The sequence below is a fragment of the Streptomyces sp. RP5T genome (assembly GCF_003933965.1).
Taxonomy (GTDB): Bacteria; Actinomycetota; Actinomycetes; order Streptomycetales; family Streptomycetaceae; genus Streptomyces.
Genome location: NZ_RSAJ01001259.1, coordinates 1 through 542, shown reverse-complemented (window position 1 = coordinate 542; position 542 = coordinate 1). Strand labels below are relative to the sequence as shown.

The window sequence follows — 542 nt, the reverse complement described above, 5'->3', positions numbered from 1 at the left end:
GGTCCGGGCGGCTCACCAACGACACCCTCACCCCCATGCGCTCCCTGCTGGGCTCCGGCCGCACCGCCGGTTCCACCGCCCACCGCGCCAAGCGCACGATGCCCCGCGGCCGCTACGGCTCCCTGACCGCGGCCGCCCGCAGCGCCTCCCGCACCGGCCCGCCGACCGTCGCCGGCCGCTGGTCCCTGCTCCCGCCGCAGGAGGCCGACCCGACCGTGCGCGCCCACGCCCTGGCCCGCACCCTCCTCGACCGGCACGGAGTGGTCACCCGGGGAGCCGTGTCGGCGGAGGGTGTGGAGGGCGGCTTCTCAGCGACGTACCGCATCCTCTCCGCCTTCGAGGACAGCGGCCAGGCCCGCCGCGGCTACGTCGTGGAGGGCCTCGGCGCCGCCCAGTTCGCCATGGACGGCGCGGTCGACCGCCTGCGCGCGGTGTCCAACGCCCGCGACCGCGGCGAGCCCCTGCCGGAATCCGGCGCTCCCGCCCCCTGGGCCCCGGACCAGGCCCAGGGCGGCCCCGCGGCCGAGGACTGGGACTGGGCC

Annotated in this window: 1 pseudogene; it reads left to right on the top strand. The window is 79.0% G+C overall.

What is annotated here, in order from left to right:
* A pseudogene (locus tag EHS43_RS45710) lies at nt 1-542 on the top strand (DEAD/DEAH box helicase); the annotation flags it as partial.